23 protein-coding genes and 1 tRNA gene are annotated in these 26,306 nt (G+C 67.6%); 9 read left to right on the top strand and 15 right to left on the bottom strand.

Going from position 1 to position 26,306, the window contains the following annotated elements; all coding sequences use genetic code 11:
* Window positions 1–75: 75 nt before the first annotated feature.
* On the bottom strand, window positions 76–1,812 hold the full coding sequence (locus AC5Y30_RS23280; protein WP_499921350.1) for an ABC transporter ATP-binding protein: 1,737 nt from the start codon (window positions 1,810–1,812) through the stop codon (window positions 76–78).
* Window positions 1,809–4,415 carry an ABC transporter ATP-binding protein/permease gene (locus tag AC5Y30_RS23275; RefSeq protein WP_499921347.1) on the bottom strand — a complete coding sequence of 869 codons (2,607 nt, stop codon included), beginning with the start codon at window positions 4,413–4,415 and terminating at the stop codon, window positions 1,809–1,811. Before AC5Y30_RS23275 ends, AC5Y30_RS23280 begins: the two co-directional genes overlap by 4 nt.
* A 243-nt stretch (window positions 4,416–4,658) precedes the next feature.
* Here AC5Y30_RS23275 and AC5Y30_RS23270 point away from each other — a divergent pair, with 243 nt between their 5' ends.
* Complete coding sequence (locus AC5Y30_RS23270; RefSeq protein ID WP_499921345.1) at window positions 4,659–5,084, top strand: thiol-disulfide oxidoreductase DCC family protein; 426 nt, start codon at window positions 4,659–4,661, stop codon at window positions 5,082–5,084.
* 7 nt (window positions 5,085–5,091) lie between these two features.
* On the opposite strand, the gene AC5Y30_RS23265 is transcribed toward AC5Y30_RS23270, so the two are convergent.
* Entirely contained in the window at window positions 5,092–5,421 is a 330-nt protein-coding gene (locus AC5Y30_RS23265) for a hypothetical protein (RefSeq protein ID WP_499921401.1), read from the bottom strand.
* A gap of 481 nt (window positions 5,422–5,902) precedes the next feature.
* Window positions 5,903–6,034, bottom strand: a complete 132-nt coding sequence (locus AC5Y30_RS23260) for a hypothetical protein (protein ID WP_499921343.1) — start codon at window positions 6,032–6,034, stop codon at window positions 5,903–5,905.
* A gap of 362 nt (window positions 6,035–6,396) precedes the next feature.
* Between AC5Y30_RS23260 and AC5Y30_RS23255 the strand changes: the two genes are divergently transcribed.
* Entirely contained in the window at window positions 6,397–7,143 is a 747-nt protein-coding gene (locus AC5Y30_RS23255; RefSeq protein WP_499921341.1) for a ubiquinone/menaquinone biosynthesis methyltransferase, read from the top strand.
* Window positions 7,094–7,762: a methyltransferase domain-containing protein gene (locus AC5Y30_RS23250; protein ID WP_499921339.1), complete on the top strand. Its 669-nt coding sequence runs from the start codon at window positions 7,094–7,096 to the stop codon at window positions 7,760–7,762. Before AC5Y30_RS23255 ends, AC5Y30_RS23250 begins: the two co-directional genes overlap by 50 nt.
* A gap of 24 nt (window positions 7,763–7,786) precedes the next feature.
* On the opposite strand, the gene AC5Y30_RS23245 is transcribed toward AC5Y30_RS23250, so the two are convergent.
* A tRNA-Leu gene (locus AC5Y30_RS23245) sits at window positions 7,787–7,870 on the bottom strand.
* A 96-nt stretch (window positions 7,871–7,966) separates the two neighbouring features.
* On the opposite strand from AC5Y30_RS23245, the gene AC5Y30_RS23240 reads away from it, so the two are divergent.
* Window positions 7,967–8,347 carry a hypothetical protein gene (locus AC5Y30_RS23240; RefSeq protein WP_499921337.1) on the top strand — a complete coding sequence of 127 codons (381 nt, stop codon included), beginning with the start codon at window positions 7,967–7,969 and terminating at the stop codon, window positions 8,345–8,347.
* Complete coding sequence (locus tag AC5Y30_RS23235; RefSeq protein WP_499921335.1) at window positions 8,344–8,694, top strand: DUF3817 domain-containing protein; 351 nt, start codon at window positions 8,344–8,346, stop codon at window positions 8,692–8,694. Before AC5Y30_RS23240 ends, AC5Y30_RS23235 begins: the two co-directional genes overlap by 4 nt.
* 170 nt (window positions 8,695–8,864) lie before the next feature.
* Here AC5Y30_RS23235 and rdgB read toward each other — a convergent pair whose 3' ends face one another.
* The 8 genes from rdgB to clpS form a co-directional block, all read right to left on the bottom strand.
* On the bottom strand, window positions 8,865–9,485 hold the full coding sequence (rdgB, locus tag AC5Y30_RS23230; RefSeq protein WP_499921334.1) for an RdgB/HAM1 family non-canonical purine NTP pyrophosphatase: 621 nt from the start codon (window positions 9,483–9,485) through the stop codon (window positions 8,865–8,867).
* Between the two features lie 44 nt (window positions 9,486–9,529).
* On the bottom strand, window positions 9,530–10,309 hold the full coding sequence (rph, locus tag AC5Y30_RS23225) for a ribonuclease PH (protein ID WP_499921332.1): 780 nt from the start codon (window positions 10,307–10,309) through the stop codon (window positions 9,530–9,532).
* A 42-nt stretch (window positions 10,310–10,351) separates the two neighbouring features.
* Entirely contained in the window at window positions 10,352–11,134 is a 783-nt protein-coding gene (locus tag AC5Y30_RS23220) for a cyclic nucleotide-degrading phosphodiesterase (protein ID WP_499921331.1), read from the bottom strand.
* 72 nt (window positions 11,135–11,206) lie between these two features.
* On the bottom strand, window positions 11,207–12,022 hold the full coding sequence (gene murI / locus AC5Y30_RS23215) for a glutamate racemase (protein ID WP_499921329.1): 816 nt from the start codon (window positions 12,020–12,022) through the stop codon (window positions 11,207–11,209).
* Window positions 12,019–12,702, bottom strand: coding sequence for a rhomboid family intramembrane serine protease (locus tag AC5Y30_RS23210; RefSeq protein WP_499921327.1), 684 nt, complete (start codon window positions 12,700–12,702; stop codon window positions 12,019–12,021). The genes murI and AC5Y30_RS23210 overlap by 4 nt, the downstream gene beginning before the upstream one ends.
* 62 nt (window positions 12,703–12,764) lie before the next feature.
* A complete protein-coding gene (locus tag AC5Y30_RS23205) occupies window positions 12,765–13,826 on the bottom strand; it encodes a P1 family peptidase (protein ID WP_499921325.1) in 1,062 nt (353 codons plus the stop codon).
* Window positions 13,823–14,410 carry an oxidative stress transcriptional regulator AosR gene (gene aosR, locus AC5Y30_RS23200; protein WP_499921323.1) on the bottom strand — a complete coding sequence of 196 codons (588 nt, stop codon included), beginning with the start codon at window positions 14,408–14,410 and terminating at the stop codon, window positions 13,823–13,825. The genes AC5Y30_RS23205 and aosR overlap by 4 nt, the downstream gene beginning before the upstream one ends.
* A gap of 24 nt (window positions 14,411–14,434) precedes the next feature.
* Window positions 14,435–14,740, bottom strand: a complete 306-nt coding sequence (gene clpS / locus AC5Y30_RS23195; protein ID WP_067127731.1) for an ATP-dependent Clp protease adapter ClpS — start codon at window positions 14,738–14,740, stop codon at window positions 14,435–14,437.
* A gap of 66 nt (window positions 14,741–14,806) precedes the next feature.
* On the opposite strand from clpS, the gene AC5Y30_RS23190 reads away from it, so the two are divergent.
* Complete coding sequence (locus tag AC5Y30_RS23190; RefSeq protein ID WP_499921321.1) at window positions 14,807–16,132, top strand: nicotinate phosphoribosyltransferase; 1,326 nt, start codon at window positions 14,807–14,809, stop codon at window positions 16,130–16,132.
* A 26-nt stretch (window positions 16,133–16,158) separates the two neighbouring features.
* A complete protein-coding gene (locus AC5Y30_RS23185) occupies window positions 16,159–18,147 on the top strand; it encodes an ATP-dependent DNA helicase (protein ID WP_499921400.1) in 1,989 nt (662 codons plus the stop codon).
* 9 nt (window positions 18,148–18,156) lie between these two features.
* Here AC5Y30_RS23185 and glgP read toward each other — a convergent pair whose 3' ends face one another.
* Window positions 18,157–20,811, bottom strand: a complete 2,655-nt coding sequence (gene glgP / locus AC5Y30_RS23180) for an alpha-glucan family phosphorylase (RefSeq protein ID WP_499921319.1) — start codon at window positions 20,809–20,811, stop codon at window positions 18,157–18,159.
* 223 nt (window positions 20,812–21,034) lie between these two features.
* On the opposite strand from glgP, the gene AC5Y30_RS23175 reads away from it, so the two are divergent.
* Both AC5Y30_RS23175 and glgB read left to right on the top strand, forming a co-directional pair.
* Window positions 21,035–23,128 (top strand): alpha-1,4-glucan--maltose-1-phosphate maltosyltransferase, encoded by a 2,094-nt coding sequence (locus AC5Y30_RS23175; RefSeq protein WP_499921318.1) that lies wholly within the window; start codon window positions 21,035–21,037, stop codon window positions 23,126–23,128.
* Window positions 23,129–23,151: 23 nt separating this feature from the next.
* Window positions 23,152–25,347 (top strand): 1,4-alpha-glucan branching protein GlgB, encoded by a 2,196-nt coding sequence (glgB, locus tag AC5Y30_RS23170; protein ID WP_499921316.1) that lies wholly within the window; start codon window positions 23,152–23,154, stop codon window positions 25,345–25,347.
* A gap of 8 nt (window positions 25,348–25,355) precedes the next feature.
* Here glgB and AC5Y30_RS23165 read toward each other — a convergent pair whose 3' ends face one another.
* Window positions 25,356–26,273 (bottom strand): co-chaperone YbbN, encoded by a 918-nt coding sequence (locus AC5Y30_RS23165; protein WP_499921314.1) that lies wholly within the window; start codon window positions 26,271–26,273, stop codon window positions 25,356–25,358.
* Window positions 26,274–26,306 lie beyond the last annotated feature (33 nt).

Below are 26,306 nucleotides of genomic sequence, written 5' to 3'. Positions count from 1 at the left end.
TCCTGTACGCGGACAGCACGGTCCGACTGACAAACTGTAAGGCATACCGCAAGAGTTGCGGTCAACCGCGGTGAGCTATTCCGCCAGAATCCGCCATTCGGCGGCCTCGTGCTGCTGGCGCCAGAATTCGTCGAAACGACCACCCGCAGCGAGTAATTCGTCAACCGTCCCATCTTCGACCACCCGGCCGTTGTCGACGAACAGGACGCGGTCGGCGTGACTGATGCTGGCCAGCCGATGCGCGACGATCACCTGGGTGCGCGATTGCCGGTCGGCGGTGAGCGCGTCGACCACCGCGGCCTCGTTCTCGGTGTCCAGCGCGCTGGTCGCCTCGTCTACCAGCAATATCGGTGCGGGCTTGAGCAACGCGCGGGCGATGCTGACCCGTTGTCGCTCGCCACCGGACAGCGCCGAGCCGCCCTCTCCGACGACGGTATCGGCGCCGTCGGGCAGCCTCCCGACGAGCTCGTCGACTCGCGCGAGCGCCACCGCCCGCGCGAACCGCTCGTCGCCGGCGCCGGGATCCCCGGCAAACACGTTGTCGCGGATGGACCCGTGGAAGAGGTAGGGATGCTGGAACACCACGCTGCTGGCCGCCCGCCGCGCGTCGCCGTCCAGCGTCGCCGCGTCCACACCGTCGATCAGCACCCGGCCGCCGGTGGGCTCGTGCAGCCCGGCGATCAACGCAAGGATGGTGCTCTTGCCCGAGCCGGACGGTCCGACGATCGCGGTGGTGCTGCCCGGCTCCAGGGTGAAGCTCACCCCGTCCAGCACCGGCGCACCCGCACCGTCGTAGCGGAACACGACGTCATCGAAATCGATGCGGGGGGTCGCGCCGCCCGCGCCCGCGGCGGTGCCGACATTCACCAGCGGCGCCGTCAGCACCGAGCGGATGTTGGCGAGCGTGGCGCGGGTGCTTTCCAGCGCGGGCGCGAGTTCGCTGATGGTGGTGAAAGGTTCGAGGTAGCGCACGATGACGACGATCAGTGCGATGGCCTCGGCCACCGTGAGCGTTCCATTCACGGTCAGCGCGGTGGTCGCACCGGCCAGCAGGATCAGTGCAAGCTGGCTGGCGATGCTGAACAGCAGCTGCCCGGGGACCTGCATGGAGAGTAAGCGCATGGTGGCGCCGTGCTGTGCGGCCAGCGCGTCGCCGACCAGGCTCCGTGCGGGCTCGACGCGTCGCGCGGCTCGCAGTGCCTGCTGGGTTCGGGCGAACTCGATGATCCGTTCGGTGAGCGCGCTATTGGCGTCGGCCGCCGCGGCATCGGCGCGCCGCGCCAGGCGGGCCGATGCCCACAGCGCGCCCAACAGCAGCGGCAGGCCACCCAGCGCGGCGGCCCCCAGCTGCCAGGAGACCGGCAACAACACCACAGCGATGACCGCGGGCAGCAGGACGGCGGAGATCAGCGGCGTGAGCAGGTTGACGACCAGGCCGACGAGTTCGGGACCGGTGGCCGCGATCGCCTGCCGTGCCGTCGCGGTGTGCTCGGCGGTGAACCAATCCAGCCGCACACCGGGCAGCCGGTCCGCCACGTCGTGCTGGCTGTGATCCAGCACGGCGAAGCCCAGGTTGAAACCGATACGCGCCGTTGCGGTGTCGATCACCCAGCCGGTCACGGTGGCCGCGGTGAGCCAGCCCAGCCAGACCAGCGCGCGCCGTGGGTCGTCACTGAACAGCGCCCCGACCAAGGGGACCAGCAGCACGGTGGCGACCGCGCGCACCACCACGGATATCAATGCCAGCACCGTGTAGGTGATGACCCGGTTGCGGCGATCAGCCGGCACCAGACTCAACCACGTGCGAATCATCGTGCCCCCTCGCCGGACGTGCCTGCGGTCAGCTGGTCGCGGCGGCCACCCTCCCACAACCGCCGGTATCGGCCGTCGGCGGTCAGCAACTCGTCGTGCGTGCCGCGTTCGACGATGCGGCCATGGTCGAGCACGACGATCTGGTGGGCCCGGGTGATGGTGTGCAATCGATGCGCGATCACCAGCACGGTGCGGTCCCGCGTCAACCGGTTGAGCGCTTGCTGCACAAGGTATTCCGATTCCGGGTCGGCAAAGGCGGTGGCCTCGTCGAGGATCAGCACCGGGGTGTCGGCCAGGATCGCGCGGGCGATGGTGAGCCGTTGGCGTTCGCCGCCCGAAAGCCCGCTTCCGGCGCCCAGCATGGTGTCGTAGCCGTTGGGCAGTCGCATGATGCGATCGTGAATTTGGGCGTCGCGGGCCGCTTGCTCGACTTGTGCCGCGGTGGCATCCGGCACAGCCAGGGCGATGTTTTCCGCCACGGTGCCGTGCACCAGTTGCGTCTCCTGCAGCACGAACCCGACCTGGGCATAGAGCTGGTCGGCGGTCATCGACCGAATATCCTGTCCCCCAACACGTATCGAGCCTTGCCCGACATCGTGGAACCGGGCCAGCAAGGCGGCCAGCGTCGACTTGCCCGACCCGGAGGGGCCGACCAGCGCGGTGACCGTGCCGGGCCGCAAGGTCAGCGAGACATCGTGGATGACGGGAACGTCGGGGCGGTAGCCGAAGCCGACGTTGTCGAACACCACCGTGCCCGCCGAATCCTGGTCGGCTTCGTCGTGGGCTTGTACGGCGAGGTCGGCCTCGTCGAGCGCGTTCTGCAGGCGCCGGGCCGCCAACAGGCCGGCGCGGATGCCGCCCAGGCCGTAGGCGATGCCGAGCAGCCGCGCGCCGAATGTGGTGCCCAGCAACAGGAACGGCAGCAGGTCCACCGGGTTCATCCGGCCCGTGACCACCAGCAAGGTGCCGGTCACCGCGATGAGCCAGAGGAACGTGGCCGGACGGGTGACCAGATCCATGAAGGTCTTCTTGCCGGCCAGCGGGCGCTGCCAGGCGACCAGGAAGCCGACGTAGTCGTCCAGGCGGGACCGGAAGCTGGAGGCGGCGGCCCCCCCGAAGACGCGGATCACCGGCTGGCCTTCCAGGTATGCGCCCGCCTCGCCGCTCATCGTCTCCGCCCAGCGTTGCGACTGCGGGATGCGCGGGCCCGATTGGATCGTCAGCGATGACGTCAACACCAGGTACACCAGGACGGGCACGAACAGCACCAACGCCACCCGCCAGTCGACGGCGAACAGGTAGACCAGCACCGCGACCGGTGCGACGGCAGCGGCGACGGCGTCCGGGATGGCGTGGGTGACCAAGTAGTGCAGGGACAGCGTGTCGTCCTGCACCAGCTGCTTGATCGATCCCGAGCCGCGTGCGGTGAACCAGCCCAGGGGTAGCCGAGACAACTTGAGCAACAGCCGCTTTCGCAGATCACGGGCGAACCGCGCGTCGACGACGTGGAGCCAGAGGGTGAGGGCGGCACCCAGCAACGCCCCCAGGCCCAGCAGCGACACCGCGGCGATGCCGATGCCGGCCAGCCGGGACGCGGGCGCGCCGGATACCAGCAGCCGGGCCAGCTCGACCAGCAACACGAACGGCGCCAGCTGCACCAGGGTGATCACCGCCTGCAGCGCACCCGAGACGATCAGCGCCGACCGCAGCGGAGCGAGGAGTCGGCCGGCGCCCTGGGCACGCCACTTACCGCGGGCCGCCTGGGCGGGAGTCACCTGCTGAGCCGATTCCAGTTGCGCCGCAATGTCTTCCGTGGAAATGCTGGGCGTGATCTGATCGGGTGATTCCGGCTCGTCGTTGCGGCGCGTGCCCATCGCGCGCCCGGCGCTCCAGTAGGCCTGGGCGTGCACCTCGGATTTGGGGAAGCCGAATTCGTCGCGCAGCCGCGCTCGCACCTGCTTGAGCGTGGTGGCCTCCGGCGTCGCCCACGCGTACCAGTCCGACCAATCCCGGCTCTCGATCGCGGCGGCCAGCGACTTCTCGTCGTGGCGGACAACCCAGTGCAGCCGCAGCCGGGGATGCTTCGCGACCGGGATCAGCGTGTCGTTGTCGTCGTGCTGTTCGAGGTACATCTCGATCGGGACGTCGTCGGGGACGACGCCGATGATGCCGTTCATCCCCGGGATGGATGCCGAGTCGCCGATCAGCAGGTAGCCGGCCGGCTGTTCGTCGGGCACGTCGAACCGCGACGAGCCCATCAGGGCCATGACGGCGATGGTGGCCCCGGGCTGCACGGTGCGCGCCCATGATGACGCGGGGCCGGCGGGATCGTGCAGCACGATGTCGACCGCGAAACGTCCGGCGGGAACGTCCGCCTCCGAGACCGTGTAGGCGCGCTGGAATTCGGTTTTCGATCCGTCCGGGTCCGGGAACCAGAACCGCAGCCACGCAGCCGGTTCGGCATCGACGTCTTCGAACAGCGTCGGCGATGTCATGCGCACCCGCACGAAATGCGGGGCGATCCGGACCGTTTCGATCACCGTCGCGGTGTGGTCGCGCGCGCCGAAGCTGCGCAGCATCACACCGGAGAATCCGCGTGCCATTAGCGGTCCTTTCTCGCGGCGCCCCGCGCCATCGACGGCGTCGGCCCGGCGGATTCACCACCGCGAGGCCACGGATCGATGTGGCCCGCATGGGCGGCGCACAGCCTGGATGCGGCCCTGCCACGACCCCACGTCGGCGCCGCGATCAGCGGCCGGGCGATCACGAACTGGTACGTTACCCCACAAACTAAGGGTTGCCTTACCATAGGTCAACCTGGATCCCGCTCAAGTAACCTGGGAGGCATGAACGGTGAGTCGGCGGCGCCCGTGCTGCTGTACGACGGGGTCTGCGGAGTGTGCAATCGGTCGGTGCGGACGATCCTGCGATTCGATCCCACCGGCCCCCTGCGGTTCGCGGCTTTGGAGAGCGTTTTCGCCAAAGCGATCATCGGGCGGCACCCGGAGATCGGCAGCGTCGACTCGGTGGTATTCGTGGATGACCCGGACGGGGCGGCGGAACGGGTGGCCGTCCGGTCCGAAGCAGTGCTGCGCGTTGCGAGTTATCTCGGCGGTGCGTGGCGGGCGTTCACGGTCGCGCGCGTGATTCCAACCCCACTACGCGACTGGCTCTACGACAGGTTCGCCGCGATTCGATACCGCGTCGGCGGCAAGTACGACAGCTGCCCATTGCCGGCGCCGGAGGTCCGCGCCCGTTTCGTCGAGGACTGACCGCGCGTCAGTCGGTGCCCGGCGCCGATGCGAGGTCCGCCTCGGATTCCTTCCGCTTCAGTTCGGCCAGCCTGCGGTCGTCTTCGGCGGCTTGGCGGTGCTTGAGTGCCGAACTGCGGTGCTCTTCCGTGTGCGAGACGCCTTGTTGGACAGTTTGATCTTGGATCTTCGCGAATCGCTCGTGGCGGGCCGCGGATGCCTCCAAACTCTGCGCTGCGGACAGTCCCGCGCGAGCCGCGCGCTTGCGCGCCGCCGCGGCGTTACGTTCGGCGAGCTCGACATCTTCTGCGGTGACGGCGTTTTCGCCTCGTGGTGATGGCTCGTTTCCGGTGGGCATGGCGCCTCCCTTGTATTCCTGTGGGTTCCAGATACCCGCCAGCAGGGATTTGACGCTCACGCCGGTCGAGATTTCGGCCCGTTCGGGACGCCTTCCGCTTACCCGGGAGACGGCAGCGCTCTCAGTGCCGTGCCGGTGTCATCATCAAATGCAGCCGGGGCCAAGAATCGCATCGCCAACCGCAATGATTTTGGGCTGCATTCGGTGACAATTCGTCGCCGCGTCGCACTGGCCGCGAGGATGAAACCGTTTGCGTTGTGATCGGCGTTTCGGTTAAGCATGCCGAATAGGCACGTTGCCAACGCAGTGTGCGTGCGGTCTATTCAACGATAGTAACGGCGGCCATCGCGGCACGAACAATCAAAGCATTGGAATGCCCTGTTTGGGTTGACCGCGCGCACGTGACGGCGGCCATTATCCGAGCCAGTGGCCGACGCCGGCGATAAGGGCCGGGCCTTATCTCCGGCGTACGGCCAGCGCGTTATTGCGCTGCGATTCGGCCCGGCGCACCAAGGTCGATCGTTATGCAGCCCGAGGATCCCAGCATCACACCGGTCAACACGGCGGCCAGTGCTGCGGCTTTCAGCAGCTTCTTGGTGCTCTTTGTCCTCATCGGTCGCGCCTTTCTCCGAGTTGAATCACCGTGGCTCTGAGCGCCGACGGTTATTGATGTTATATCGGTCATTGGGCGCGTGTGCAATACCCTTTAATCGGTGAAAAGACTTCAATGTCCCCGACGGTTCTGGAACGTCATAGGTGGGGTGCCTGAATCGCTGAATTCACGCCGGTGGCCCGCGTGGGATTGCCAGTTTCTTGTCGGCCGCCGATAGGTACGATCCAGTGCTTCGCGCCCGCCTACCGTCGTGACCTAGCCGAGATGGGCTACGACCAGACGCGGTAATTCCGGAATTACCGAAGTGAATAAGCATGGCAGCGCTTAGGCTCCCATCGACGAATCGGGGGCAACGTCGCGATATGCGGAGGCTTCCGATGATTACACGGCGATGGAACCAGTCGGACGAGGCTAAGAGCAGGTACGTCAAGGAGCTGTTCTCGGCGCTCGCGCCGCGCTACAACGTGATGACCGATCTTTGGACGGTGGGGCTTCATCGCGTGTGGAAGCGACAGGCTATCGAACTCTGCGCCCTCCGCCCCGGCGAACGAGTGCTGGATGTCGCCACCGGGACGGGCGACCTTGCTTTGGTGGAGGACGCCGCGGTCGGCCTGGACGGCGAGGTCGTGGCAGTCGACTCCTGTGAAGCGATGCTCGACGTCGGCCGGGGCCGACAGCACGGGTCCGTCACCTTCCAGGAAGGGGACGCCACGGATCTGCGGTTCCCGGACGCACGGTTCGACATAGTCACCATCGGCTTCGGGTTACGCAACGTCGCGGATCGCGGGAAGGCGCTACGTGAATTCCGGCGTGTCCTGCGGCCGGGTGGCCGCCTGATGGTGCTGGACTTCAGCCGGCCGAACTCGAAGCCGCTCAAAGTCATTCATGACCTGCTGTACTTCCGCGTGATGCCGGCGGCGGGCTGGGCATTCTCCTGGCATCGCATGTTCGCTTTTTCGCCTCGCGCCGCGTCCGAGCGTCCTACGCTCGCTCCGACAGCAGAGGCAAGCAAAGGGGCGGCCGATGCGCCTCTCAGCGCGCAGTACGCAACCAGAACAATTGGACGACCAGAGCACAGACCTGGCCACCTATCACCGATGCCTGGATGAGCTTTGCGTCGTCAATCGCTTGACGCTCACCCACTACCCGACGCTTCGGTGGCTGGCGCGGGCCACTGAGGCACGCTCTGCCGACGCCACAGTCAGCGTGTTGGACGTCGCCTGCGGGCATGGCGATCTGTTGCGCGCCATCGCCGCCTGGGCGCACCAGCGCGGGCTCAAAGTGCGCCTGTCGGGCATCGACGTCAATCCACGCAGTGCAGTGATCGCACGTGCGGCGACGCCTGAATGGATGGATATCGAGTACCAGACGGCGGATGTGTTTCGCTGCGCCCTCGCCGAGCGGCCTGACTTCATCGTCACGTCAGACTTCACCCACCACCTCAGCGACGAGGATGTCGTCAAGTTCTTGACCTGGCTCAACGAAAACTCCAGGTACGGTTGGCATATCGTCGACCTGCAGCGCCACGCGCTGCCGTACTACAGTTTCCCGGCTCTGGCACGCCTGATGGGCTGGCATCGCATCCTGCGCGAGGACGGGGTCATCTCCATCGCGCGAAGCTTTCGCCGTAGCGACTGGCGAAGGTACCTGGACCAGGCCGGCGTGCATGCCGAGATCTCCTGGCACCTGTTCAGGCTGTGCGTCGGCCGAACCGACGGCCTGAGGTGACACGCCCTCGGTGCCGGCTCCGAGTGCGGGCGGAGGGACTCGAACCCTCACGCTCTTTCGAGCACCGGCACCTAAAGCCGGCGCGTATACCAATTTCGCCACGCCCGCGCGCCCGGCAATCGTATCGCTTGCGAAAGCCCGAAGTTGTCACGAGCGGACCCGATGAATTCGTCGGGCCCAAATCATGAGCGGTACGGTCAAGGGGTGTCCACTACGCATCGTCGCAGGCCGGCGCTGATCGCGCTGGTGGTCGTCGCGGCGTGCGGCTGCCTGGCCCTGGGCTGGTGGCAGTGGACCAGGTTCAATTCCGTCTCCGGCTCGTTCCAGAACCTCGGCTATGCGTTGCAATGGCCGCTGTTCGCTGGGTTTTGCGTGTACGCGTACCGCAAATTCGTTCGCTATGAAGAGGAACCACCACAGCCGCGTACCACAGACGCGATGACGGAGATACCCGCCGGGTTGCTGCCCGACCGACCCAAGCCCGCGCCACAGACATCCGATGACCCAGCGCTGCGGGAGTACAACGCCTACCTGGCCGAGCTCGCCGCGCAAGACGCCGAAAAGCAGAAGAGGACAACCGCATGACGACACCGGAGACGCCCGGAACATCGGCGCCCGCAGTCCCCGTCGACAAGATCCGCACCGCGTTGCTCGGTTACCGCGTCATGGCGTGGACGACGGGCCTGTGGCTCATCGCGTTGTGCTACGAGATCGTCTCGCACCTCGCATTCAACCACGAGATCCGCTGGATCGAGGTCGTCCACGGCTGGGTGTACTTCATCTACGTTTTGACCGCGTTCAATCTGGCGATCAAGGTGCGCTGGCCGCTCGGCAAGACGGTCGGTGTGCTGCTATCCGGGACCATCCCGCTGCTCGGCATCATCGTCGAGCACTTCCAAACCCGGGACGTCAAGGCGCGTTTCGGCTTGTAGGCCACCTCCGCCACACCGATCCTTTTTCGGTAATGGCACCGCGAATGCCCACCTCGGAGCGACAAGGTCAGGCAAGGAAAATTGTCGCTCGAAGGCGGGCAAAACGCCTATCAACCCGCGGAGCGTCTGGTGGGGCGAAAGTGAACGACGCCTGGCCGGACCTCGCCAACCTAGCTGATTCCGGAACGCGCCAGCGTTTCCAGCGCCGGCAACAGCAGCCGCAGGGCGCGACCGCGATGCGAGACCGCATCCTTCTCCGCTGGGCTCAGTTCTGCCGCGGTGCGGTCGTGCCCATGGGGGACGAAGACCGGGTCATAGCCGAAGCCCCCGTCGCCGCGCGGTTCGCGCGCGATGCTTCCCGGCCACTCGCCGCGCACGACGACCTCGCCTGCGGCCGAGACCAGCGCACAGGCGGACACGAATGCCGCACCGCGACGCCCGTCGGGCACGTCGCGCAATTGCGCCAACAGCAACGCGGTGTTGCCCGCGTCGTCGCCGTGCGTGCCCGACCAGCGCGCCGACAGCACACCGGGCATGCCGTTCAGCGCGGCGACCTCCAGCCCGGAATCGTCGGCCACGCTCGCCAGACCGCTCGCAGTGAACGCGTCACGCGCCTTGGCCAGGGCGTTGTCCTCGAAGGTCGCGCCGGTTTCCGGCGCTTCCTCGAACGGCGCCACATCGTCGAGCGACACCAAGCTCAACCCGGTCAGGCCGGCAGCGTCGAGCACCCTGTGCAACTCGGCGAGCTTCTTCGGGTTGCGGCTGGCGACCAGCAGGCGTGCCGATCGCAAGCGCGGCGAAGCCGGGGGCGGCGGGTCGTCACCATCGGGCGCGGTCAGCTGCCGAACGCCTTCGGCGCCGGCGCGCCCTCGGGGAGCACGCCGGGATATGGGAGCTGGAGCGCGTCGCGCTGCGCGGCGAACAACTTGTCACATGCGGCCAGCGCCACGTCGAGTAGTTTGTCCAGCGTCGAGCGCGGGAAGGTCGCCCCTTCACCGGTCCCCTGCACCTCCACGAGGGTCCCGGTGTCCGTGGCGACGACGTTCATGTCGACCTCGGCGCGGGCGTCCTCCTCATAGGGCAGGTCGACGCGGATCCGCCCGTCGACCACGCCGACGCTGACCGCCGCGATCGCACAGGACAAGGGCCGGGGATCCGACAACTTGCCCGAGGCCGCGAGATAGGTCACCGCGTCGGACAACGCCACGAAGGCACCCGTGATGGCCGCGGTGCGGGTGCCACCGTCGGCCTGCAAGACGTCGCAGTCGACGGCGATGGTGTTCTCCCCCAGTGCCGCGAGGTCGATGCACGCACGCAGCGACCTCCCGATCAGGCGGCTGATCTCCTGGGTGCGGCCGGACAGGCGGCCCTTTACCGATTCGCGGTCCGAGCGGGTGTGGGTTGCCGACGGCAACATCGCGTACTCCGCGGTCAGCCACCCCAGACCCGATCCCTTGCGCCAGCGCGGCACCCCCTCGGTCACGCTGGCCGTACACATGACCTTGGTGTGGCCGAACTCGATCAATACCGAACCGGCGGGGTGGTCGGTGAAACCGCGGGTGATGACAACGGGCCGGAGCTCGTCGTCGAGGCGGCCGTCTTCTCGTCTCGTCACGCCGCCAACACTAGCGGGCAATTCACCACCGCCGCGGGTGGCTCAGACCCGCTCGGAGCGGCGGATATCGAACGTCTCCCCGCACACCACCGCATGCACGGGACCATCGAACTCGGCCTTGGCCTCGCTGATCACGTCCTCACGCGAGGTCCACGGAGGAATGTGCGTCAGCAACAGTTCGTGAACGCCGGCCTCGGCCGCGGCGCGGCCGGCCTCGGTGCCCGACAGATGCAACGCGGGCGGCCGATCCGGCGAGTGCGTCCACGAAGCCTCGCAGAGGAAGACATCGGCGCCACGAGCCAGCTCGACGAGCTGATCGCACGTACCGGTGTCGCCGCTGTAGACGAACGATGCGCCGGAGGGATCGGTGATCTTCAGGCCGTAGGACTCGGTCGGATGAGCCACCACACGCGGTGTCACCGTCAGCGCGCCGATGGTCACAGGCTCACCGTCGATCCAATGCCGAACGTCGAAAATGTCTGAACAGTCGTCGATTTCACCGCCGTAGGGCGACGACGCGGCGCCCAGGCGCGACCAAGTGTCCCCCGGGCCGTAGAGCAACGCCTTGCCCAGCGGACGCGTCGGGTGGTAGCGCCGCCACACGAAAAGCCCGGGCAAATCCAGACAGTGATCGGCATGCAGATGCGACAACAGCACGTGCACGGAACCGGGGTCGGCATACCGCTGTAGCGCGCCGAGAACGCCCCCGCCGAAGTCGATGACCAACGGCGGAGTGTCCGGTGCCCGGAGCAGATAACCCGACGCGGGCGAATCCGGACCGACCACACTGCCCGAGCAGCCGAGCACGGTTATTCGCACGGACACTACTGTGCCATGCCCGGTAGGACCGTGACGAAAACATCGCCGCATTGGTGTGACGAGAATCTCGTCCGGTCGTCAATCAATGCGCACCTGATGAACGGGCTGGACACCGGTGACCGCGGGACCCAGGAATCGCGCCGCCAACGCGGTGAATGCGTCGGGGTCGCCGGTGGCTTCGAAAACGCGAGTCGCAGGGGGTGCGTCGTGCGGGCGAAGCACGTCCCGTTCGGTCAACACCCGAAGCACTTCCTTGGCCGTTTCCTCCGCGCTGGAAACCAGCGTCACGTGCTCCCCCATCGCCAACTGGATGAGCCCGGACAGCAGGGGGTAGTGCGTGCAGCCGAGCACCAGCGTGTCGACCTGCGCGCGCTGCAGCGGCTCGAGATACCCCTCGGCCAACCCGAGTACCTGCCGGCCGCTGGTCACGCCGCGCTCCACGAAGTCGACGAAGCGCGGGCAGGCCACCGCGGTGATCTCGGTGTCGCGGGCGGCGGCGAACGCGTCCTGATAGGCGTGCGAGTTGATGGTCGCCTGGGTGCCGATGACGCCGATGCGCCCGTTGCGGGTGGTGGCCACCGCGCGGCGCACCGCGGGCAGGATGACCTCGACGACGGGCACGTCGTAGCGTTCGCGAGCGTCTCGCAGGCACGCCGCGGATGCGGTGTTGCAGGCGATGACCAACGCCTTGACGCCGCGGCCGACGAGGTCGTCACCGATGGCCAGCGCGTGCGCGCGGACCTCGGGGATGGTCAACGGGCCGTACGGACCGTGGCCGGTGTCGCCGACGTAGATGATGTCCTCGTCGGGCAGCTGGTCGATGATCGCCCGCGCGACGGTGAGTCCCCCGACGCCGGAGTCGAATACCCCGACGGGCGCCATTGCCGAGCTCATATCTTGGGCCGCGGCACAGCGGTGCGGGCCTTCCTCGACGTCCGGCCCTGACGCTCCGGTGCGGACAACACATAGGCGGCCACGACGCCGGCGATCGCTCCGCACAAATGGCCCTGCCATGACACGCCTCCGCATCTGCCGAGCACCGGCATGGCTCCGAGCAGGACGCCGCCATAGGCGAACATCACGATCAGGCCGATGATGATGTCGCGCATCCGGCGCACGAAGATGCCGAATACGAGCAAGAAGGCCAGCCAGCCGAAGATCAGGCCCGACGCGCCGATGTGGTCGGTGGGCCCGCAGCTGCTGCCGACGTTGCCGATGACCCAGGTGCCGAGGCCACCGACGATCCACACGATGGCGGTAGCCCAGACGAACCGGGACAGGCCGGCCAGCGTCATCAGGAATCCGAGGATCAGCAGCGGCATGGTGTTGGCCATCAGGTGTTGCCAGCTCTCGTGCAACACCGGGGCGAAGACGACGCCCCACAGGCCGTCGGCCTCCAGCGGCCTGATGCCATTGGCGTCCAGCGAGTGCCGCGTCAGCTGGTCGATCAGCTCGACGACGTAGAGCAGGGCCACGAACGTGAGGATCGTGACGGCTCCCACGGCGGCGGCGGACCGCTTCCTCGGCTGAGCTGCAGGCGCGCCGGGGCGTCCGGTGGGAGTCCTCTTACCCATGGCTGCCCTTCCAGCGTGTTTCCAGCATCGTCAAGGCTACCGGCGCCGCGGCCGGTCGCCTCTCATCGACCGAATGCACCCGGCAGCACGTCGCGATAGCTCGGTATGCCGGCGATCGATTCGGCGGCCAGCACGCCGTCCAGCACCGCTTGCGCCAAGCAATCGGCGGCGGCGATGCCCACCTCGGTGACAAGCCGGGTCTCTGGGGAGAAGGCGGCGGGCACCGGTTTCGGACTGGTGTCCGCGCCTACCTCGACCGCCCCGGTGGCCAGCACGAACACCGTGTCACCGTCGACCGGCGTGTGCGCCGGCCGGATACTGCGGGCGAGGCCGTCGTGGGCGGCGATCGCCACCCGCCGACATGCCGCCGGGCTCAGGGCGGCGTCGGTGGCCACCACCGCGATGACGGTGTTGAGCGGGTTGTCCACCGGATCCGACGGGGACGGCAACTGGGCGAGCGCCTCGATCTGCTCGGCCGGCGGCGGCCGCAGCCCGAACTGCCGGGTGAGGTCCGCCATCCACGGCAGCCCGGTGGTCCGGTCGACGACCTCGCCGGCGGAGTTCACCACGGCCACCGCCCCGACGGTCACGCCGGACGGAAGCGCCCTCGACGCGGTTCCGACTCCGCCCTTGAGCGCCCCGGCGCGCGCCCCCACCCCGGCGCCGACGGTCCCGACGCCCATCGCCGCGCCGGCTTCGCCGTCTTGCGAGGCGGCCTCGCACGCCGCGTAACCGAACTCCGCCGTCGGGCGGCACTCCCATCCCCCGACCGGCAGATCGAAGATCACCGCGCCCGGCACGATCGGCACCACGCCGCCGTCCATCGCCACACCGCGCTCGCGTTCTTCCAGGAAGCGCATGGCGCCGTCGGCGGCGGCCAGCCCGTAGGCACTGCCCCCGGCGAGCAACACCGCGTCCACGAACCGCACGGTGTTGGCGGGATCCAAGAGATCGGTCTCCCGGGTGCCGGGCGCTCCGCCGCGGCAATCCACCGCGCCGACGGTGCCGGGCGGGGTGAGCACGACGGTGACGCCGCAAGCCCAGCCGGCGCCCAGGGACGCGTCGGGATCCAGACGTTGGTAGTGGCCGACGCGGATGCCCGCGACGTCGGTGATGGCGTTCATCGGTCGCGGGGCCCCATCAGCACCAGGACCAGGTACTCCTGCAACACCGTCAGCCACTGGTACACGTCGAAGTGCACGGCCAGGGGATGGTCGGCGGGCAGGCGCTCCGGACCCTCCGGCCCGACCTCGAGCATGACTCCCAGGGTCAACCGGATGTCGTTGACCGCCGCGATCCATGCGTTCGCGTCGTCCTCGGTCAGCTCGAAGCGGCCGCCATCGTCGGGAACCGTGCTCAGCAATCGGTGTGCGGCAACGCGTTTGGCGTTGACGATGTCGGGCTCGTGCAGGCTGCGCAACGCGGCGTTCAGGCTGTCCGCGGAATCGGGCGGCGCGGTGTCCTCGTCGTGATACCTGTAGAAGTCGGGCAGCAGCCGGCGCAGCGTGGGATCTTTCGGGGGATCGGCATTGCCCGTCTTGATCCCGGTGATCTCCTCGAGTTCGTCTGCGGGCGAAGACGATTCACGCTCGTCGAGCAGGCCGATCATCGCGGTGGCCAAGTTCTTGAGCAGGGCGGCCTCGTGCGATGCCAGGGACGACCGAAAGCGAGGGCCGCTAGCGGTTTCGACCCGCTTCCATTTGCGCACAGGAAATCGCCAGCGCCTCGAGGTTCAGCGGTCCTGCTGCATCGTCGCCCAAAGACCGGCGGCGTGCAGCTTGGACACATCGGCTTCCATGGACTCACGACTGCCGGCGGACACCACGGCCTTTCCCTCGTTGTGCACCTGCAACATCAGCTTGGTGGCGTGCGGCTCGCTGTAGCCGAACAACTTCTGGAACACATAGGTCACATAGGTCATCAGATTGACCGGGTCGTCCCAGACGATCGTGACCCACGGGCTCGCCGTGGCCTCTACCGGTGCGGACTCTCGTTGTCCTGTAGTGCCCGGCTTAGTGGGCGCTGACATAACAACCATGGCGTACACGATACCGAGGGGTGCACGACGTTTCCGAGCCCCAATGGCAGCCGATACCGTTATGGAATGAACGACCCGGTCGTCACTGGGCTGCTGACCGACAAATACGAGCTGACGATGTTGGCCGCGGCGCTGCGAGACGGCACCGCGGATCGACGGACCACCTTCGAGCTTTTCGCCCGCCGGCTTCCCGACGGCCGCCGCTACGGCGTGGTCGCGGGAACCGGCCGGCTGCTCGAGGCGCTGCCGCAATTCAGCTTCGATGACCAGGCGTGCCAGTCGCTGGCACAGTTCCTCGACCCGGATACGTTGCGGTACTTACGCGAATTCCGATTCGGCGGTGACATCGACGGCTACGCCGAAGGCGAACTGTACTTCCCCGGATCCCCCGTCCTGTCGGTGACCGGGACGTTCGCCGAATGCGTGGTGCTCGAGACGCTGGCGCTGTCGATTTTCAATCACGACACCGCGGTCGCGTCGGCCGCGGCGCGGATGGCGAGCGCGGCCAGGGGACGCCCGCTGATCGAGATGGGGTCACGACGAACCCACGAACAGGCCGCCATCGCCGCGGCCCGCGCCGCGTATCTGGCCGGTTTCGCGGCGTCGTCCAATCTCGAGGCGCAGCGCTGCTACGGGGTACCCGCCGAGGGCACCGCCGCGCACGCGTTCACCATGCTGCATGCTCGCGCCGACTCCCCCACGGAATCCACCGAATTGGCGGCATTTCGGGCACAGGTCGACGCGCTCGGGGTTAACACCACCCTGCTGGTGGACACCTATGACGTGACGACCGGTGTCGCCAATGCGGTGGCCGCCGCCGGTACCGGCTTGGGCGCGGTGCGCATCGACTCCGGCGAGCTGGGCGTGCTGGCCCGGCAGGTGCGTGAACAGCTCGACGAGCTGGGAGCGACCGGGACCCGCATCGTCGTCTCCGGCGACCTCGACGAGTACTCCATCGCGGCCTTGGCCGCCGAGCCGGTGGACAGTTACGGCGTGGGCACGTCGCTGGTGACGGGCTCGGGCGCCCCGACGGCGAACATGGTGTACAAACTCGTCGAGGTGGACGGGTTGCCGGTGCAAAAGCGCAGCAGCCACAAGGGATCCCAGGGCGGGCGCAAGGAGGCGCTGCGCCTATCGCGCGATTCCGGCATCGTCACCGAGGAGGTGGTGTATCCGGCCGGTCACCGGCCCGTCGTCTCCGAACCGGCTCGGGTGCTGACCATCCCGCTGGTCCGCGGTGGCGAACTGGTGTCCAAACCGAACCTCGCCGCGGCGCGCGAGCTGGTAACTTCCGGGCTGCGCACTCTGCCGTGGGAGGGATTGAACTTGTCGCACGGCGACCCCGCGATCACGACGACACAGATTCCCGCCCCCGAACAGCGAAGAGGGTAGCCACGTCCGACGTTTCCGTATCCGAGCTGCTGGCTACCGCGGTGGCCGCGCTCGGTGGCAGTGAGCGCAGCGGCCAGCAGGAGATGGCCGCCGCGGTGGCGCGCGCTTTCGACACCGACGAGCACCTGGTGGTGCAGGCCGGCACCGGCACCGGCAAGTCGCTCGCGTATCTGGTGCCCGCGATCGTCCACGCGATCGACGACGAGTCCCCCGTCGTCGTGTCCACGGCGACGATCGCTCTGCAGCGCCAGCTGGTCGACCGCGATCTGCCCAGGCTGGTCGACGCGCTGGCCGCTGCGCTGCCGCGCCGTCCGCAGTTCGCTTTACTCAAAGGCAGGCGAAACTATCTGTGCCTGAACAAGATTCACAATGGCGGGGCAGCCGACGGTGAAGAGGGCGACGACCGGCCGCAGGAGGAACTGTTCAACCCGATGGCGGTCAGCGCGCTGGGCCGCGACGTCCAGCGCCTCACCGAATGGGCGTCGAGCACCGAATCCGGTGATCGCGATGACCTCAAACCCGGCGTCGGAGACCGATCCTGGTCGCAGGTCAGCGTTTCCGCGCGGGAATGCCTCGGCGTGGCGCGCTGCCCGTTCGGCGCCGAGTGCTTCTCCGAGCGGGCGCGCAGCCGGGCCGGGCGCGCCGACGTCGTGGTCACCAACCACGCGCTGCTGGCCATCGACGCCGTGGCCGAATCGGCGGTGCTGCCCGAGCATGCGCTGCTGGTCGTCGACGAAGCGCACGAGCTGGTCGATCGGGTGACATCGGTGGCCACCGCGGAGCTGACGTCGGCCTCCCTCGGCGTGGCCGCCCGGCGCATCGCCCGCCTGGTGGAGCCGGAGTTGATCCAGCGGCTGGAGGCGGCGACGGCGAACTTCGCCTCGATCATCCACGACGGCACGCCGGGCCGCATCGACCGCCTCGACGACGAGCTGGCGACCTACCTGACCGCGCTGCGCGACGTGGCGAGCGTGGCGCGCTCGGCGATCGACACCACCAACGACCCCAAGGCGGCGTCGGCGCGCGCGGAAGCCGTTGCGGCACTGAGCGAGATCTCGGACACCGCGTCGCGCGTGCTGGGATCGTTCGGTCCGGCCATCCCCGACCGCACCGACGTGGTGTGGCTCGAGCACGAAGAGATCAGGGGTTCCTCGCGCCCGGTGTTGCGCGTGGCGCCGCTGTCGGTCGCCGGGCTGCTGCGGTCGCGGGTGTTCTCGCGTTCGACCGTGGTGCTGACGTCGGCGACGCTGACCATCGGCGGCTCGTTCGACGCCATGGCCGCGGCCTGGGGACTGACGGCCGAGGAAGGCGACGACGCGCGCTGGCGCGGCGTCGATGTGGGCTCGCCGTTCCAGCACGCCAAGGCCGGAATCCTCTACGTGGCCGCGCACCTGCCGCCACCGGGACGCGACGGCACCGGCTCTGCCGAGCAGCTGAACGAAATCGCCGAGCTGATCGCCGCGGCTGACGGACGCACGCTGGGGTTGTTCTCGTCGATGCGGGCGGCCCGGGCGGCGGCCGAGGCCATGCGCGGGCGGCTGTCGACGCCGGTGCTGTGTCAGGGCGACGACAGCACCTCGGCGCTCGTCGAGCAGTTCAGCGCCGACCCGCAGACGTCGCTGTTCGGCACGCTGTCGCTGTGGCAGGGCGTCGATGTGCCCGGGCCGTCGCTGTCATTGGTGCTGATCGACCGCATCCCGTTCCCCCGGCCCGACGACCCCCTGCTGGGTGCGCGGCAGCGCGCGGTCGCCGCGCGCGGCGGCAATGGTTTCATGGCCGTCGCCGCCAACCACGCGGCACTGCTGCTGGCGCAGGGCTCGGGGCGGCTGTTGCGGCGCGTCAGCGATCGCGGCGTGGTTGCTGTGCTCGACTCCCGCATGGTCACCGCCGGCTACGGCGGCTACCTGCGGGCCTCGTTGCCGCCGTTCTGGCAGACCACCAACGGCGACCAGGTGCGCCAGGCGCTGCAGCGGCTGCGCACCGCGGCGCCTTCGGAAGAGGGCCTGTCGGCCTGACCGACCCGGCTATCGCGCCAGCGTGACCAGGCCAAGCTCGGTGCTGGCCGCCAGCATCGGGTTGTGCGGCAGCACGCGCACGGTGTAGCCGACCGATCCCGCCAGCGGCAGCGGCGTCGTCGTGGAGAAGACCTGGTTGCCGCCCTCGGCGGTACCCGTGTAGGACATCTCGACGGTGATCGGCTCCAGCAGGGCATCGCTGGCGTCGACCCGGCCCACCAGCGCCTGGACCGTGACCTCGTCGGTCGCCAACCCGGCCAGCGCGACGGTGGCGGTCAGGGTCAGCTTCGAGCCGAGCACCGGACTGTCCGGCAGGCCGGTGCTGTCGACATCGGTGATGACGATCTTGGGCCAGGCCTCCTGGGCACGCCGGCGGTAGGCGGCCAGCTCACGGGCCGCGCCGAACTCGCCGCCGCCCGCCGCGTCTTCGGCACCGTCGGCCGGTGCGATCGTCTTGCGCAGCGACTGTGCGGCCGGGGTGTAGTACTGCTCGACGTAGTCGCGCACCATGCGGGACGCCAACACCTTTGGTCCGAGCGTCTGCACGGTGTGGCGCACCATCTCGATCCAGCGCGGCGGCACGCCGTGTTCGTCGCGCTCGTAGAACTTCGGTGCGACGGCTTCTTCCAGCAGTGTGTAGAGCCCACTGGACTCCAGGTCGTCGCGCCGGTTCTCGTCGGTCACGCCATCGGCAGACGGTATCTCCCAACCGTTTTCGCCGTCGTACCATTCGTCCCACCAGCCGTCGCGGATGGACAGGTTCAGGCCGCCGTTGAGTGCGCTCTTCATTCCCGAAGTGCCGCAAGCCTCCAACGGTCGCAAGGGGTTGTTCAACCACACGTCGCAGCCCCAGTAGAGCAGCCGCGCCATGGACATGTCGTAATCGGGCAGAAAAGCGATGCGGTGGCGCACCTCTGGCCGGTCGGCAAAGCGCACCACCTGCTGGATCAGCGCCTTGCCGCCGTCGTCGGCGGGGTGCGACTTCCCCGCGACGATCAGCTGAATGGGCCGCTCCTGGTCGAGCAGCAGGTGTTCCAGCCGATGCGGATCACGCAGCATCAGCGTCAGCCGCTTATACGTCGGCACCCGCCGAGCGAAACCGATGGTCAGCACCTCTGGATCGAATGCCGTTGCGATCCAACCCAATTCGGCGTCCGAGGCGCCACGTTCCAGCCATGACCGACGGAGCCGCTGCCGGACGTCGTCGACCAGGAGGGATCGCAGCTGCGAGCGGATCCACCACAGGTGGCCCGCGTCGACCTGCTTGAGGCGCAGCCAGACCCCCGGATCGCTGAACGAATCCGAACCGGCCAGCTCGCGGCCCAGCTGCAGCCACTGCGGCGCCGCCCAGGTGCGGGCGTGAACTCCGTTGGTAATCGAGCCGATCGGCACCTCGCTCGCGTCGAAACCGGGCCACAGTTCGTTGAACATGGACCGGCTCACCCGTCCGTGCAGCGACGACACCCCGTTGGCGCGCTGGGCCAGCCGTAGGCCCATGTGCGCCATGTTGAATTTGGTGGGGTCGTCCTCGGCGCCGAGCGCCAGGATGCGAGCCGTCGGCACACCCGGCAGCAGCACCGGCGAGGCGTCAGACGTCGCGGCCTTACCGGCGGGTTCGGCTTCGTCGCCCGCGTGGTCGTCGAAGTACAACCGCACCATGTCGATGGGGAACCGGTCGATCCCGGCGGGCACGGGCGTATGCGTGGTGAACACCGTGCTAGAGCGCACCACCGTCAGCGCGGTGTCGAAGTCCAGCCCGGAGCCGGTCATCAGTTCGCGGATGCGTTCCGCTCCGAGGAAGCCCGCGTGGCCCTCGTTCATGTGGAACACCTCGGGCGCGGGCAGTCCGTGAATGTCGGTGAAGGCACGGATCGCCCGCACCCCGCCGATGCCCGCCAGGATCTCCTGCCTCATCCGATGTTCTTGATCACCGCCATACAGGCGATCGGTGACGCCGCGCAGATCGTGCTCGTTCTCCGGGACGTCGGAATCCAGCAACAGCAACGGAACCCTGCCCACTTGAGCGACCCAGATCCGGGCGTGCAGCTGTGCGGAGTCCGGCAGCATCAACTCAACCAGCGCGGGTTCGCCGGTCGCATCGGTCAGCAGCCGCAGTGGCAGGCCTTGCGGGTCCAACGACGGGTAGGTCTCGTTCTGCCAGCCGTCGGCCGTCAGCGACTGACGGAAGTATCCGGAGCGGTAGTAAAGGCCCACCGCTACCAGCGGGACACCCAGATCGGACGCGGACTTCAGGTGGTCGCCGGCGAGGATGCCCAAACCGCCGGAGTAGTTGGGCAACACTTCGGCGATGCCGAACTCCATCGAGAAGTAGGCAATCGCGGCCGGCATTTCGGCGCTGCGCTCCTGCTGTTGCTGGTACCACAGCGGGCGACTCAGGTAATCGTTCAAATCGGCGGTCAACGCATCGAGCCGGCCCAGGAACGCCTCGTCGAGCGCCAACTCGTCGAGCCGCGCCGGCTTCACCGCGCCCAGCAACGCGACTGGATCGCTGCTGCACCGCTCCCACAGCTCGGGGTCGATAGTCGCGAAAAGCTCTTGGGTGGGCTTGTCCCACGACCATCGCAGGTTGGTCGACAGCTGGTCCAGCGCGGTCAAACGCTCCGGAAGGTGAGCACGGACGGTAAACCGGCGGAGGGCTTTCACGCGTTAATACCTTACTGAGGTTCTGCGCCGCCGCACGGCGGACAGGATCGCTTTCCTCGCCGGTGTGTGACCGGAGACTAGGGTGGGTATCGGGTAGTTACCGGGGTCGCAACGATGCCTCCCCGCACAGAAAGTTCCCCACGACAGGAAGTTTCCCGACGAGCGGCAATCCGCACGGAACACATCGCGGGGGTTGGCCGCACACAATCGGAACGGAGTGCTGGTGCCCGGTCGTGTCGAGATCGATAACGTCCAACCGGTCGTTTCCTGTGGCGCGTATCCCGCGAAAGCAGTGGTCGGCGAAGTCGTACCGGTCAGCGCCGCGGTATGGCGCGAGGGTCACGAGGCCGTCGCGGCCACCTTGGTGGTGCGCTACCTCGGCACCGGCTATCCGCAGGTAACCGAGACCCGCCGGATCAAGGCGGTTCAGGCGCCGGCAAAGCCGGTCACGGAACGCGACGGCAAGGTCAATCAGCAACGGATCAAGCCGCTGTCGCTGCCGATGACGATGGGTCTCGAGCCCTATGTCTTTCATGGTCAGTTCACCCCCGACCAGGTCGGTTTGTGGACGTTCCGGGTCGACGGGTGGGGCGACCCGATTCATTCGTGGCGACACGGGCTGATCGCCAAACTGGACGCGGGTCAAGGCGAAACCGAACTGTCCAACGATCTGTTGGTCGGCGCCGGGTTGTTCGAGCGCGCGGCCACGGGCGTGCCCCGCCCGCTGCGCGAACCGCTGCTGACCGCCGCGACTGCGCTGCGCAAGCCCGGTGATCCAGTCACCCGCACCGCGCTGGCGCTGGGACCGGAGATCGAAGAGATTCTGGCCGACTACCCGCTGCGCGATCTGGTGACCCGCGGCGAACAGCACGGCGTGTGGGTGGACCGGCCGCTGGCGCGGTTCGGCTCCTGGTACGAGATGTTTCCCCGCTCGACCGGCGGATGGGATGCCGACGGCAACCCGGTGCACGGCACCTTCGCCACCGCCGCCGCCCAGCTTCCGCGCATCGCGGCAATGGGATTCGACGTCGTCTACCTGCCGCCGATCCACCCGATCGGCAAGGTACATCGCAAGGGGCGCAACAACTCCCCGACCGCCGCAGCCGGCGATGTGGGTTCTCCCTGGGCGATTGGCAGCGACGAGGGCGGCCATGACGCCATCCATCCGGACCTGGGCACCATCGAGAACTTCGACGCGTTCGTCGCCGCGACGCGCGAGCTGGGCATGGAGGTGGCGCTGGACCTCGCCCTGCAATGCGCGCCGGACCATCCGTGGGCGCGTGACCACCGCAACTGGTTCACCGAATTGCCCGACGGCACCATCGCTTACGCGGAAAACCCGCCCAAGAAGTACCAGGACATCTATCCGATCAACTTCGACAACGACCCGGCCGGCCTCTACGACGAGGTGCTGCGCGTGGTCCGGTATTGGATCGACCACGGCGTCAAGTTCTTTCGCGTCGACAACCCGCACACCAAGCCGCCGGATTTCTGGGCCTGGCTGATCGCCACGGTCAAGGCCGCCGATCCCGACGTCCTGTTCTTGTCCGAGGCGTTCACGCCACCGGCGCGGCAGTACGGTCTGGCGAAATTGGGGTTCACCCAGTCTTACAGCTACTTCACCTGGCGCACGGCGAAGTGGGAATTGACCGAATTCGGCAACGACATCGCCAGCCTCGCCGACTTTCGCCGCCCCAACCTGTTCGTCAACACCCCCGACATCTTGCACGCCGTCTTGCAGCACAACGGGCCCGGAATGTTCGCCATCCGTGCGGTGCTGGCTGCCACCATGGGGCCGGCTTGGGGCGTGTATTCGGGTTACGAACTGTTCGAGCACCGCGCGGTGCGGGAGGGCAGCGAGGAGTACCTGGACTCCGAGAAGTACGAGTTGCGGCCCCGTGATTTCGCGGGCGCCCTCGCCGAGGGACGATCGCTCGAGCCATTCATCACACAGCTCAACGCAATTCGCCGACTTCATCCCGCCCTGCAGCAACTGCGCACCATCCATTTCCACGGCGTGGACAACGACGCGATGCTGGCCTACTCGAAGTTCGACCCGGCGACCGGCGACTGTGTGCTGGTGGTCGTGACGCTCAACGCGTACGGAGCCGAGGAAGCGACCCTGTTTTTAGACATGGCCGCTTTGGGTATGGAGCCCTACGAGCGGTTTTGGGTGCGCGACGAGATCACCGGCCAGGAATTCCAATGGGGGCAGGCTAATTACGTTCGCATCGACCCCGGTCAGGCCGTCGCGCACATCATCAATATGCCGCTCATACCGCATGACGCACGCATGACCCTGATACGCAGGCGATGAAACGGACCGGAGGTGAAAGGGATATGAGCCAAGCCGACCAACTCGCTCGGACACACTTGGCGCCCGATCCGGCCGACCTGTCGCGCCTGGTCGCCGGCACACACCACAACCCGCACAGCATTCTTGGCGCTCACGAATACGGCGATCACACCGTCATCCGGGCGTACCGGCCGCATGCGGCCGAAGTCGTCGCGCTGGTCGGTGACGACCGATTCCCTATGCAGCACATCGATTCCGGCCTTTTCGCCGTGGTCTTGCCGTTCGTCAACCTGATCGACTATCGGCTGCAGATCACCTATGAAGGTGCCGAGCCGTACGTCGTCGCGGACGCGTACCGCTTTCTGCCGACTTTGGGCGAGGTCGACCTTCACTTGTTCGGGGAGGGACGCCACGAGCGGCTCTGGGAAGTCCTTGGCGCACATCCCCGCTCATTCACCACGGCCGACGGCGTCGTCACCGGCGTGTCGTTCGCGGTGTGGGCGCCCAACGCCAAAGGTGTCACTCTGATCGGTGAGTTCAACGGCTGGACCGGCACCGAAGCCCCGATGCGGGTGCTGGGGTCATCGGGCGTCTGGGAGTTGTTCTGGCCCGGGTTCCCGCTCGAGGGGCTGTACAAGTTCCGCGTACACGGCGCCGACGGCGTGGCGACCGACCGCGCCGACCCGATGGCATTCGCCACCGAGGTGCCGCCGCACACCGCATCGCGGGTCACCCGCAGCCAGTACACCTGGGAGGACGCCGACTGGATGACGGCACGCGCGCAGCGCAACCCGGTGTTCGAGCCGATGAGCACTTATGAGGTCCACCTGGGTTCCTGGCGTCCCGGCCTGAACTATCGGCAGTTGGCCCGTGAGCTCACCGATTACGTGGTGGAGCACGGGTTCACCCACGTCGAGCTGCTGCCGGTCGCCGAGCACCCCTTCGCGGGATCGTGGGGCTACCAGGTGACGTCGTATTACGCTCCGACGTCGCGCTTCGGGACACCGGACGAGTTCCGGGCGCTGGTCGACGCATTGCACCAGGCCGGCATCGGCGTGCTGGTGGACTGGGTGCCGGCCCACTTCCCCAAGGATGCCTGGGCGCTGGGCCGCTTCGACGGCACGCCGCTGTATGAGCACTCCGATCCCAAGCGGGGCGAGCAACTCGATTGGGGCACTTACGTATTCGACTTCGGTCGACGGGAGGTCCGCAACTTCCTGGTGGCCAACGCACTGTTCTGGCTCGAAGAGTTCCACGTCGACGGCCTGCGGGTGGACGCGGTCGCCTCGATGCTCTACCTGGATTACTCGCGCCCGGAAGGCGGTTGGACCCCCAACATCTACGGCGGACGGGAGAACCTCGAGGCCGTGCAGTTCCTGCAGGAGATGAACGCTACGGTGCACAAGACCGCCCCGGGCATCGTCACCATCGCCGAAGAGTCGACTTCGTGGCCGGGGGTCACCCGCCCGACAAACCTTGGCGGTCTGGGCTTCTCGATGAAGTGGAACATGGGTTGGATGCACGACACGCTCGACTACATCAGTCGCGATCCGATCTACCGCAGCTTCCACCACCACGAGATGACGTTCTCGATGCTGTACGCGTTCAGCGAGAACTATGTGCTGCCTATCAGCCATGACGAGGTGGTCCACGGCAAGGGCACCCTGTGGGGCCGGATGCCGGGCAACAACCACGTCAAGGCGGCCGGGCTGCGCAGCCTGCTCGCCTACCAGTGGGCGCACCCGGGCAAGCAATTGCTGTTCATGGGACAGGAATTCGGTCAGCGCGCCGAGTGGTCGGAGGAGCGCGGCCTGGATTGGTGGCAGCTCGACGAGCAAGGGTTCTCCAACGGGATCCTGCGCCTGATCGGCGACATCAACGGCGTCTACCGCAGTCACCCGGCGTTGTGGAGCCAGGACACCGTGCCCGACGGATACTCCTGGATCGACGCCAACGACTCGGGTAACAACGTGTTGAGCTTCCTGCGTTACGGCAAGAACGGCTCGGTGATGGCGTGCGTGTTCAACTTCGCGGGCGCCGAGCACGGCGGATACCGGCTGGGTCTGCCACAGGCGGGGCGCTGGCGCGAGGTGCTCAACACCGACGCGACGGTCTACAACGGTTCGGGTATCGGCAATATGGGCGGCGTCGACGCTACGGAAGACCCGTGGCATGGCCGGCCCGCCTCGGCGCTGTTGGTGCTACCGCCCACCTCGGCGCTGTGGCTGGAACCCGAGTAACGGTCGCGTCAGTACAGCGCGTTGGCGAGGTTACGCCGGCCGGCGACAACCTCTGGATCGGCGGGGTCGAAGATCTCGAACAGCTCGACCAGCCGGGTGCGCACCAGGGTGCGATCGTCGCCGGATGTGGTGCGCACCAAGGCAATCAGACGGTCGAAGGCGCCTGCGACATCCTGATTCAAGATCTGCACGTCGGCCGCGGCCAGGGCGGCTTGGATGTCGCCGGGCGCGGCGTCGGCAGCCGCGACGGCATCCGGGGGTTGCGCCGTTGCGCGCGTGAGGAATTCGATCTGGCGGATCGCACCCTTGGCTTCGGCGTTGGCGGGGTTGGCGTCCAGTATCGACTGATACGACGTCTTGGCCGCTTCGAAGTCGCCGTCTTCCAGTTGCTGACGGGCCGCGGCCAGCTCCGGATCGACGGCCTCCGTCTCACCGGGACCCGTTGAGCCTCTGAGCTTTCCGGCGGTCGCCGAGAGAATCTGGTCCAACCAGCCGCGCAACTGCTCCGTCGGCTGCATTCCCTGGAAACTCGATATCGGCTGACCGGCGGCCAGGGCCACGACGGTGGGGACCGCGTCGACGCCGAATATTTGCGCGACCCTCGGCGCGACGTCGACGTTGACCGTCGTCAGCGACCACCTGCCGTTGTCCTGCGCGGCCAGGCCGGCGAAGGTGTCGAGCAGCTGCACGCACGCGTCGCTGCGCGGTGACCACAGCAGCACCACGACGGGGACTTCCTCGGAGCGGAGCAGCACCTCGGCCTCGAAGTTGGCCTCGGTGACCGCGATGATTCCGGTGTCGCCCTCGCCGGCCGACGGCGCCGCCCCCGCGGGAGGGCCGCCCGCCGGCTGGGGCCGTTGCTTGAGACCGGAGAGATCGACCGCACCAGCCAGGGCGGGGCCGATAGAGGGTCGCGGACGCGTCACGCCGTCAAGTTTGTCATGCGCCCGGGCTGCCCA

This window comes from Mycobacterium sp. NGS27 (assembly GCF_059813005.1).
The sequence above is the reverse complement of the archived record's forward strand: the minus strand, read 5'-3'. Positions and strand labels throughout refer to the sequence as shown.

What these genes read in the sequence shown, in the direction of transcription:
- AC5Y30_RS23280 (WP_499921350.1), bottom strand. Translation starts at nt 1,812, where the DNA reads ATGATTCGCACGTGGTTGAGTCTGGTGCCGGCTGATCGCCGCAACCGG.
- AC5Y30_RS23275 (WP_499921347.1), bottom strand. Translation starts at nt 4,415, where the DNA reads ATGGCACGCGGATTCTCCGGTGTGATGCTGCGCAGCTTCGGCGCGCGC.
- AC5Y30_RS23270 (WP_499921345.1), top strand. Translation starts at nt 4,659, where the DNA reads ATGAACGGTGAGTCGGCGGCGCCCGTGCTGCTGTACGACGGGGTCTGC.
- AC5Y30_RS23265 (WP_499921401.1), bottom strand. Translation starts at nt 5,421, where the DNA reads ATGCCCACCGGAAACGAGCCATCACCACGAGGCGAAAACGCCGTCACC.
- AC5Y30_RS23260 (WP_499921343.1), bottom strand. Translation starts at nt 6,034, where the DNA reads ATGAGGACAAAGAGCACCAAGAAGCTGCTGAAAGCCGCAGCACTGGCC.
- AC5Y30_RS23255 (WP_499921341.1), top strand. Translation starts at nt 6,397, where the DNA reads ATGCGGAGGCTTCCGATGATTACACGGCGATGGAACCAGTCGGACGAG.
- AC5Y30_RS23235 (WP_499921335.1), top strand. Translation starts at nt 8,344, where the DNA reads ATGACGACACCGGAGACGCCCGGAACATCGGCGCCCGCAGTCCCCGTC.
- murI (WP_499921329.1), bottom strand. Translation starts at nt 12,022, where the DNA reads ATGAGCTCGGCAATGGCGCCCGTCGGGGTATTCGACTCCGGCGTCGGG.
- AC5Y30_RS23210 (WP_499921327.1), bottom strand. Translation starts at nt 12,702, where the DNA reads ATGGGTAAGAGGACTCCCACCGGACGCCCCGGCGCGCCTGCAGCTCAG.
- AC5Y30_RS23205 (WP_499921325.1), bottom strand. Translation starts at nt 13,826, where the DNA reads ATGAACGCCATCACCGACGTCGCGGGCATCCGCGTCGGCCACTACCAA.
- clpS (WP_067127731.1), bottom strand. Translation starts at nt 14,740, where the DNA reads ATGGTTGTTATGTCAGCGCCCACTAAGCCGGGCACTACAGGACAACGA.
- AC5Y30_RS23190 (WP_499921321.1), top strand. Translation starts at nt 14,807, where the DNA reads ATGAACGACCCGGTCGTCACTGGGCTGCTGACCGACAAATACGAGCTG.
- glgB (WP_499921316.1), top strand. Translation starts at nt 23,152, where the DNA reads ATGAGCCAAGCCGACCAACTCGCTCGGACACACTTGGCGCCCGATCCG.